This is a genomic window from Paracoccus niistensis (assembly GCF_042432925.1).
GTDB lineage: Bacteria > Pseudomonadota > Alphaproteobacteria > Rhodobacterales > Rhodobacteraceae > Paracoccus > Paracoccus niistensis.
Window position 1 is genome coordinate 1 of the sequence record NZ_JBHLWE010000066.1, and the last position, 9,705, is coordinate 9,705.

The 9,705-nt window shown below is 63.0% G+C and carries 3 protein-coding genes and 4 pseudogenes; 1 reads left to right on the forward strand and 6 read right to left on the reverse strand.

Annotation, left to right across the window (positions count from 1 at the left end; genetic code table 11):
• Window positions 1-67: 67 nt before the first annotated feature.
• A pseudogene (locus ACFFII_RS17410) lies at window positions 68-358 on the forward strand (integrase core domain-containing protein); the annotation flags it as partial.
• 29 nt (window positions 359-387) lie between these two features.
• On the opposite strand, the pseudogene ACFFII_RS17415 reads toward ACFFII_RS17410, so the two are convergent.
• From ACFFII_RS17415 to ACFFII_RS17440, 6 genes and pseudogenes are all read right to left on the reverse strand, one after another.
• A pseudogene (locus ACFFII_RS17415) lies at window positions 388-561 on the reverse strand (transposase); the annotation flags it as partial.
• A gap of 75 nt (window positions 562-636) precedes the next feature.
• The gene (locus ACFFII_RS17420) at window positions 637-2,604 is read right to left on the reverse strand and encodes a gluzincin family metallopeptidase (protein ID WP_377700143.1); all 1,968 of its coding nucleotides are present in this window, start codon (window positions 2,602-2,604) and stop codon (window positions 637-639) included.
• Window positions 2,604-5,351, reverse strand: coding sequence for a caspase family protein (locus ACFFII_RS17425; RefSeq protein ID WP_377700144.1), 2,748 nt, complete (start codon window positions 5,349-5,351; stop codon window positions 2,604-2,606). Before ACFFII_RS17425 ends, ACFFII_RS17420 begins: the two co-directional genes overlap by 1 nt.
• Window positions 5,352-5,382: 31 nt before the next feature.
• The gene (locus ACFFII_RS17430) at window positions 5,383-7,227 is read right to left on the reverse strand and encodes a hypothetical protein (protein ID WP_377700145.1); all 1,845 of its coding nucleotides are present in this window, start codon (window positions 7,225-7,227) and stop codon (window positions 5,383-5,385) included.
• A gap of 806 nt (window positions 7,228-8,033) precedes the next feature.
• Window positions 8,034-9,018: pseudogene (locus ACFFII_RS17435) on the reverse strand (IS5 family transposase).
• A 66-nt stretch (window positions 9,019-9,084) separates the two neighbouring features.
• Window positions 9,085-9,543: pseudogene (locus ACFFII_RS17440) on the reverse strand (transposase); the annotation flags it as partial.
• Between the last annotated feature and the right edge of the window lie 162 nt (window positions 9,544-9,705).

Genomic DNA, 9,705 nt, shown 5'->3' on the forward strand with positions numbered 1-9,705 from the left:
GCCAGGTCTCCTCGCCACCTCAGCATCACGCACATAACCTGAAATCAATGGGTCCTGACCCTAGAAGAGCGTCCAAGGCTCCCAATACACCAGCGAGCAGTTCCAGCGCCTGCTCCACGACCACGGCATCACCTGCTCGATGAGCCGGGCCGGCAACGTATGGGACAACTCTGCAATGGAGAGCCTTTTCTCCTCGCTGAGAACCGAACGGACTGCCTGCAAGGTCTACTGCACGCGTGACGCCCCCTGGGCCGACGTGTTCAACTACGTCGAGCGCCTCTACAATCCGCAGCGACGCCATTCGAAGCTGGGCTATCTCAGCCCAGTGGCATTCGAGGCCCGCATTATGCAAACTTAACCTGGTGTCCACGAAATCGGCAGCAGGCCAATCGTGGTGGGTGGCCCATAGGCCGCCGGCACATCCCGCCAGCGGCAGCCCGTCTTGAGCACGTGCAAAATGCCCGAGATCACCCGACGGTCGTCCACCCGGGGCTTCCCCGGCAACCCCCGCGGCTCAATGGCCGCCCAAGCCTTATCCGAAGGCCAGAACAGATGTGCCATGATCTCGGCTCCCCATCGAACCCAATTACGGAGAATATTGCCGCAGAAGATCAGAAGCCTGTATGGGTTCTCTACCTAGTCTCGATGACCTTGACAGAGCCGCTTCGTGCCAGCGATGTCAGGCTGGACGGAGGTCGCTCTGGTGATCCAGAATGATCCGAGTTTGCCCGCCATGTCATTTACCTGCTCCTGCAGCCGGCCTTCGTGATCCACGCGCTTGCGAATGACGTAGCGGATCTCTCCTGCGGGTCCGAGGATTGCGGTGGAGCCGCCATAGAAGGTGAACTCGCGCCCAGCCCCGTCGCGGACCCGCCGGCCCTGCACGATCTCGGCTATCGTGTCGAACGCGATCTGCTGGTCGGGCCCCACCCGCCGCGCCGAGCGGATCGACTCGATCACGGGCAACTCATAGCCGCCTAAGCGAAACTGATTGGTTCCCGGACTAACGAGGCCAAATTCGCGCGCGTTCTCTGGCCGGGCAGCCAGCAGGCCGAGGACACCGGCCTGCCGACGCAGCTCTGCTGGGCTGCACGGCTGGCCTGGATCGCCTTCGAACTTCATGCGGCTGAAGCTGAGATCGTCCAGAGGCCGCATCGGTATGGTCGGCCCGCCCCAGCTCAGAGCTTCCTCGGTCATGTGCATCGTGCCCTCGCCGAAGATGCCCCGGTGTCCGAAGGCGCTGATCAGCGCTTCGCGGTAGGCCCAGTCATCATCCGCAACCAGGTCGCGGTCGGCCGTGACGAGCGCGCGGAGGTAGTCACCGAAGCGGATATCTACCGGCGGGCAGTAGTCGATCGCCCGGATGCACAGCTGCAGCATCTGGCTTGCTAACCGCCGGACCTCGGCCACCAAGATGTCAACAAGCCCCTCAGGCAAGTCGCCCGGTAAGAGCTCGCCTGACCCTCCAGTGGCGAGCTTGACAAAGCGCCGCGTGCGTCGCTGGTAAAGCGTCAGAAAGGTCGCGACGACTGCACGGGCAAGGACCTGGCCCCGCTCGTGTGGCAAGACTCCCGCTTGTTCAAGTGTAAGAATTTCTCGAGGACCCTCCCCTCCTTTCCCCTCCGGGCCAAACTCCTTGTCAAGATCGGAGAGAGTTCGAAGCGCCTCTTGTCCAGCGCCAAGACCCATGCCGAACTCGCCCGCAATGCGGATGAGAACGCCAGAGTTGAGGAGATTGCCGCGCGAGGCTGCAACGGCGGCCTTCACGAAACTTTCGAAGGTAAAATGCTGGAAGAAGGCCACCAGATCTGCGAAAGCCTCGTGGAAGGCCAACACGTCGGGATGGCTGGCGATCATGAAATGTGAACGGGCTCCGTCCAGCAGAGCATGCGTCATCTCGTGCGAGATGATGTCGTGGGAAGCAGAGGTAAAGACGTAGCCCACCCCCTTCTGGGCCGTAGGCGTCGTTTCCTTTGCTTGGAAGTAGCCGAAGACGATCTCGCCGCTGCTGCGCGCGTACCAAGCGTTGGCATCCTCCGCCCCGTGGGGGCGCAACAGAAGACACGTGCGCTCGTTTTGGGGGTCAAACCCCCACGTCGGGTTCCGGCCGAGCGCTACCTTGAAGTTGTCGTAGGTTGTCATCGCCACGGCATAGACCATCTGCTGGTGGAAGCGGGGATCTGACAATGACGGGTCGTAGCCACCCCGCAGCAGGACATGCGGATGGTCGGGCTCGGCCTCTGGCCAGGTTCGGCCGTCCAGGCTGCTGGCGCTGACCTCCAGCACCTTGCCGCGGAAGCCCCTCCTCAGCGGCTCGTACTGGACCTTGGTGGCGGCTATGCCCCCGGCAAGCCGGGAAACTGATGGGTCCGCGGCAAAGATCTTGAGGGGCCGATACACCGGCTCTTCCGGCTTGCGTGTATGAAGCTTTGTCCCGCCAGCCCTCTCGACGCGCTCGCCGATGCGATAGGTCTGATCCTCGCCCGGCTCCGGCACCCTCCCTCCGGGGACAGCCCGCCCGGCCGCGCCCGCCTCGCGGCTTTGGGCAACGGCAGTGACGGCATCCGGCGCCTGCGGTGCAGGGGGCAACTCGGCCATCGACATCAGACCCCCAGCAAAGGCGCCATGCGACGAGACGGCGAGCAGTCGAGCAAGGGGTTTTGCCGGCGCGGCTCGCCGAATGCGAGAAGCACCCGGTCGAGAAAATCCCTGTTGGCGACACCGCCGATTCCTTGGGATAGAACCCCGTTGGCATACCGGGTGAAGTCCCCCTGTCCGTTGTTCTCATACGCAAGTTCTGTTGCGGTGCAGGCGCTGAACAGGATTTCACGCTGGGGTCCGGCCGCCGACCGCGCGCCGGCACGGAGGGCCGGCAGCCGGTTGCGATAGTTCTGCTTCATCGCCTCGCTGGGGGGCAGATAGCGAGGGCGGATATCCAAATCGCGCGCGCTGGAACGGGCGCGCAGGCTTCGTTGCGCCCGCAGGGCGGCACGCGTGGCCGTACCAGAATGGCAACAATCGAAGAAGCAGGTGAGTGCCACCCCCTCCATCAAGCCCGAGAAGATCTGCCTGAGTTCGTCGTCCACCACCAGCCCACCGGGTGCCGAGTCGCAGTCCACTGCGCAGAGGCATTGGTCTTCGACCTCGTCGCCGTCGTTGTCTGTCATGGTCGTGCCGTGACCGGCATACTGGATTACGATGCTTTCACCCGGACGCGCCCCGGTAACGAGGTCACCGACGCGACGCCGGATTCTATCGCCTGTCGCCTCGCCGTTGAGCATGAGTTCTCCTGTGTAGCCGAGTCCCTCCAGCGTCCTCAGCCAGAGCCGGGCGTCGTTCACGCAGCCGTTCAGAGGGCTGCGCTCGTAAGCGTCAATGCCGATGCAGAGTGCGATTCGCCGACCCGACGCGCTGGTGCCTGCGACGGGCTGGACTTGGGTCTTAGCAGGTCCACCATCAGTGCCCGAAGGCTTGGTCGGGATTTGCCCCAAAACGCCTTCCTGCGGCGGGATGGCGGCCGCTGCGGACAGGAAGTCCTGAAGGTGCTCAGGCCAGTCAACCTGCCCGCTCCATGGATCCATGGCATCCGCCGCGCGGCCTTGATCGCTGAAGGGCACGATGTCCTCGCCACGCTGCCGGTCGAGCACGCGTCGAACAATGCTGTTCAGCGTCGCAGGATCATTGTCAAAGCCCCCGTGCGTTGTGGAAAGGCTGGCCTCGCCCGCGGCCTCGTCTCGGCTTTGCGACCAGACGACCGAGCCGACCGGCGACGAGTCTCCGTTCAGGCCAAAGATGCGGCGCGTCTGTCCGTCTTCCCGCAGCGATGTCTCAAGCCCGAGGATCGGCGTATTCCGCGCGCGCTCCAACGCCCCGTGAATGAGGTAGAGGAGCGACTTGCGATAAATCGGGCTCACGGTGTCTGCGCGTTCAAGCGCCTTGCGCATGGTGAAGAGCGTCAAGGAGCCAACTTTCTCCCCGAGCAACGGGGCGAGCGCCGCGTGAAACAGGGCGTTAGTGATAGCTGGCGCCATGAAATGGGCCGTCTTTATTCTGCCTCCTTCATGCGCGAGACGGTGCAGGAAATAGGCGTGGAAGATTGCGCCTGCGCTGTGCCCAACGGCGTGGATTGCGAGGTCGTCTTGATGCGCATTCTGAAACTCTGCCGTCTTGGCAGCGACATACGCTGCCCCGCCGTCGTCGGCGCTGGCGCGCTCGGCACTGAACTTCATGCCGTCCCAAATGCGGCCGCCTTGCAGCGCCCGGACGAGATCCTCGATTAGCGGGTCCGTGAAAAAGGCCCGCGTCCCGGGTGTGCCAAATGGGCGGGCAACTGTGTCCTCGAGCATTTGACGGATCGTTTCGCCGAGCCCAGTCTCCCAGATGAAGAAGACTGGGTATATTTCGTTCCTCTTCCAGAAGGAAAGCTGTGACATCGCCCCTGCAACAGCGCCCGACTCTGGCACCAGTCCGCCGTGGGCATAGAAGAGCAGATGGGCAGGTCGCTGCCGCGCCTTTTGCGCGTTGATGTAGGCGGGCAAGTCCTCCTCAAAGATGCGGTCTACATCGCCTTGGTCCGTCTCGATGAGCCCCCCGGACGAGAAGCGGCCGCGCCGGAGGTTGATCACATGGTTCACCAGTTCGGGGTCAATGACCAGATTGCCAAGCGAACTGGCACGCCCGAGCAGTCTTCCGTCATCCTCCCCCGTGGGGTGCTCGGCCCCGGACATGTCATCGGTCTGCCGTGCGCCGGGCTCCATGCCGCGCAGGATCTGCGTGACTCGGCCGTGGCGTGCGTCGAAGGGTTCCCTCGCCCTCCCTCCTTCCCGTGAAGGCAAGGCAGTATCGGCGATTTGGCGGATTACCTGCTGCTTATCCAAGCTTTCGCCCGGGCAGGTCTTGCCCGACATCTCGTTGTGGAATCGCAGCGCTTCGGCAGGCAGGTTGAAGTGTGTTTGGACAGACTTCATGACTTTCAGGACGGCCTGCCACTGGTCGTCGCCCGGACTCTCGCGCCCATGGTCGAAGTCGCCGATCATCTCGATCATGAAAGGGCCAGACGTTGCGTTGCCATTAAATCCGATTGCACTGGCTGGCGCCCAATTGAAGTTGCGACCGATCCAGATCGTGCCGTCAGGAGCCACGGTCACATGCTGGGCGATGTCGCTCCAACCCTTGGTTTCGGTATGATAGCGCCACATTCCCAGCAGCGTCGGCAGCCCTCGATAGTCACGCTGCCGAGGCCGCCAAGTGTGATGGAGGTGGACCTCGGTGATCCGGCGGGTCCAAGGGAAATCGTCGACAACCTCTTGGAACTCGTTAGTGGTCACACTCTCGAAGGTGGTTCTGGTCATGGCTTAGCTCCCAGACTGTCGTATACGCGGCCTAGTGCCGCACAATGATCCGGAACGGTCCCCCGGCACGTAAGCCTGCCGCAATCCGCGCCTCGCAGGCGCGCAGCGTCGCCGCGTTCCCTTCCACGCCAATGCAGCCGTTTGTGCCCCGGCTCGGGCCATCAGGATGAATGCGGAATAGGCTTCGACCAAAGACCTGGGTGCCGTCTGTAGGGTCGAGGTCGAATGAATATCCCACGCCATGCGCAACCATGCCGACGGTCGTCCGGTTCGGGCGATGGTTGCTCACACGGTAGATTCCGGGCGGCAGCGGACCATTGGTCGCCCTGAAATCCCGGGCGCCACCTCCGCTAGTCGCTTGGAAGACAACCTCGCCCAGACCGTCTGCAGCATGGATGGCCAGTATCCCCTCGATCGCTGGGAAACCGCGGCGGCTGGTGAACACGCTTGTTCCGTCAAAGGAGGCGAGAACGCGGGGAACCGACCGCGCGTTGGCCTCAAGATCGAACGTAGGAAAGGCTGGCGGCAAGGCGCGGGAGGAACTCGCCGGCTCGAACTCTTCCGTCAGCGCCTTCAACGCGAGTTGCTGCTCGAGCGACAGTTGTGCCATCGCCGCGTCGAAGGCCGCGCGCCTGGTTTGATAGAGTTCAAGCGTCACCTCGCCTAGTCCCTCCGCAGCGAGCCCATCCGCTGCCGCCTGGACCTGAAGCCAGTCGGTTAAGCTATCGCTACCGCGGGAGGAGGTGGCCCGCCGCGCGAGCTCGTTTAGAATCGACGCAATCTGCTCGTCGTAGAACTCCGAACGCGCGGCCTCCGGCAGCCGTCGTAGCAGCCCCAGCAGCCTCACCGCCTGTGCGGCCGTTGACTCGCTTTGGACCGCCGATGATGCGCCACGGGTAGTGGAATCACGTCCGCCGCCCCGTGCCAAAGGCTTTTCACCGCCACGCCCCAAGGCTTCGGCCAGGAGGAAGCCTGATGCGACGCCGACCAGACCAATAACCAGGAGTTCAGCGGAGCGAGAGGCGACCGACCCAGAGCCGGGGGGTAAGGCGGCCGAACCACCGTCGAACTGCTCCATCTCCTCGATCACCGCGTCGAGTGTGGCATCGTCCACCCGACCGGTGGCATTCAAGCCGCGCGCCTCTTGGAAGCTGCGCAACAACATGTCGGGATCGGCACTCCGGACACCTTCAGCGTAGCCGAGCGTCCCTAGCATCTCGCCCACAGCTTCCAGCTCACTCGCAGCCGCGTTCGGCTCGAAAGCGCGTGCACCGTCAGTGAAGACACGCTTGGCCTTGGCTAGCCAAACCTTGCACTCGGCCAGGCCCGCAAGCGCAGGATTGATGCGCTTCCTGACGCCCCGCACATCATCGCGCTCGGCAGGGTCGTTGCAGCCTGCGACCTTCCAGTAGGCGACCGCGGCGAGAAAGCCCGGTCCAGGCTCGCGGCACAGTTCGGGATTCTCTTCAAGCGGCATGCCGATCTCTGCTCCGCGCTTACGGAAGTTCTCGCGCCCGGTGAGCTGTATGAACCCCGATCCGCGATAGTCCCAGCCGTCGTTGGGGAGGTGATTGCCCAAGCGTCCGCCGTAGACGTGGTTCGCAATCGCCTTGGGATTGCCCGCCAGGATCCGTGCTTGAGCCGGGGTGACGCGCCTCGGGAACACCTCGACCAGCCGGGCTGCGGAATAGTTCATGTTCTCGTCAAGGCGCGCTAGCCCGTTCGTCTCGTGTGCGATCTGGGTCATGAAGTGCTGCACCCGCCGGGACGTCGCAATTTCCGCGCTCTCCGCATGGTGCCAGTTAGCCGCAATAGCCTGAGTCAACTCGGGCCGTGCATTTGGCGCAAAACGCCGAATGGATGCAGCATCGATCATGATCGTTACTCCTAAGCTACGGGACCTGTTGCTCCTCGGGCCTGCAAGTCGTCAAAGCCGGATTGAGCGAGCTCTGCCGCCCCATCATCTCCGGTGCGGGCGCCCGAGATAGTCATCCGGAACATCGTCAAAGCGTTCGGGCTGAACGGCAGGCTGAGCTCCGAGAACAAAGGTCTAGGATCACTCTCCAGAAGTATTCTGATGACACATCGGGAGCTCACGGCGAAGGAGGCCGGTTCTGCGTCGGCCTTTGCCAACATATCTGCCGCGTATGCCGAAATGTCAGAGCGCGGCATCACAGCCTAGCCACAAGGCTTCGAGCGATCGGCCTTCTCCCCAGCACTGTCGCGATGTCCGTCCGGGTCACGCCCATGCGCCCCCCCCCCGCTAAGATGGCAGCATTCGCAATTCTGGCGAACAGTCCCGCTCATTCGGCAGACTCCCCGCCTGTCGGATCGTTGTAAGTCAGTTCGCCCTCGGCGCGCCCTTTCATGGCGCGGAGGTTCGTCCATATGGTGCGCTCATCGCGCAGGATTGCGGACAGACTCTGCCATTCGAAATCCTTCGGACGCTCTTCGAGCTCCGAGGTCAAACAAGACATTTCACTCCCCCATGAAAGAGGAGTAAAAATGACCTATTTGCCATAATTACCAGAAAAAGCGCTGCACTTCAACTCTCGTCGCCTCGGCTTTCGGGACTTGGGGAAACGTTCTTAAATCGTTGGGTCCTTTGCGCAAGTTTCCAGCTCTGCTGGGCTCTGCTGCACAAATCTCGTGAGGGCCAGAGTTTCCCTTTCCCAGAGGGAGTTATTCCTTGGCCTCAATCATGGGTGTGCCGAGCGCGGTGAAGCCGTTCAGGACGGCAACACGCACTTGGAACTCTGCAACCTGACGGTCGAAGTCCCGGGCGGACAGGCGCTGCCCCAGCAGTTTCACACAGTGCATCTTGGTCTCTACACGGCTTCGGCGGTAATACCCGCTCCATCGCCGCCAGATGGTGCGCCCGACCCGCTTCGATGTCCGCAGGATCTCGTTTCGTGCAATGGCCCCGGCGGTGTCGGGCTTCCAGGGTTTCGCATTCTTGCGGGGCGGGATGATCGCCGCAGCCCCGCGAGAGGCAATGGCGTCGTGGCACTTGCGGGTGTCGAAGGCACCGTCAGCGTTCGCGGGGCTCACCGCTGCCGATCTCCTGCTCGGGCGGGATCTGGCCGAGCAGTTCGGGCAATGAGGAGGGCCAGCAAACAGTCCGGGCGACTGTTTGCCCGACGAATGGCGCATCGCCGATCCCACTGGTGGTGAACTCGGCCGCACGGATTTCCAGGGTTTTCTCATCGATCCCGATGTGGATCTTGCGCCAGACGCGCCGTTTGGGGCCGCCGTGCTTGCGGGCATTCCACTCGCCTTCGCCCTCGACCTTGATGCCGGTGCTGTCGACCAGCAGGTGCCGCGGGCCCTCCGAGTTGCGGTGGGGGATGTTCACATTCAGGGTCTTCTAGCGCCGCGACAGCGTGCTGAAGTCAGGCACGGCCCAGTCCAGACCGATGAGCCGCAACAGGCTTTCGACGAACCCCGTGGTCTGCCTCAGCGCCATCCCGAAAAGCACCTTCATCGTCAGGCAGGTTTGGATCGCGGCCTTGCTGTAGTCGGGTTGCCGCCCCCGCTTGCCGGTCGGTGCGGCTTCCCAGTTCATGGCGGGATCAAACCAGACCGTCAACGAGCCACGGCACTTGAGCGCTTCGTTGCAGGCGGGCCAGCTCCGGGTCTTGTAAGTGGGAGGTATCGGTCGGCTCATGCAGACCAGCTACCACGCTGAGTCACAAGAGGAATCCTCCAGGCAATTTGTGCAACAGAGCCACACCCAGGCCTTCACCAGCGTGCCGTCGACCGAGAAGTGCTCGTCCGACAGCAGCGGCGCGACCTCGCGGTGCGCGAGGATCGCCGTAAGGAACTTCCGGGCCATGTCGGTCGTGAGCAGGCGGTCACGGTTCTTCGAGAACACCGTCGGCACCCAGACAGGATCGTCGATGCCGAGGCCCACGAACCACCGGAACAGCAGGTTGTAGTGCATCTGCTCCATCAGCTGCCGCTCGGAGCGCACCAAGAACAGGATCTGGATCAGGCTCGCGCGCACCAGCCTTTCCGGCGCGATGGAAGGGCGTCCCTCGGACGAATAGAGCCGGTCGAACTCGGTATCGAGGCTGGCCAGCGCGTCGTTGACGATCTCGCGCACCTTGCGCAACGGGTGCCGGGCCGGGATCCGCTCCTCAAGGCTGATATAGCTGAACAGCGCCCCCGTCACCTCGTCCGCCCCGCGCATCCCTCACCCCCAAAACGTAGCGGTGAGGATGAATCACGTCCCGAAAACCGCGTCGAGGGCCGAGTTCTTCAGCAGCCTGCTAGGGTAAGGACCCATTAAGTTTCATGGCCAGAACATGATGGTTGCGGCGAGCGCGATGGCGCAGAGGAAGACCTTCGGGCA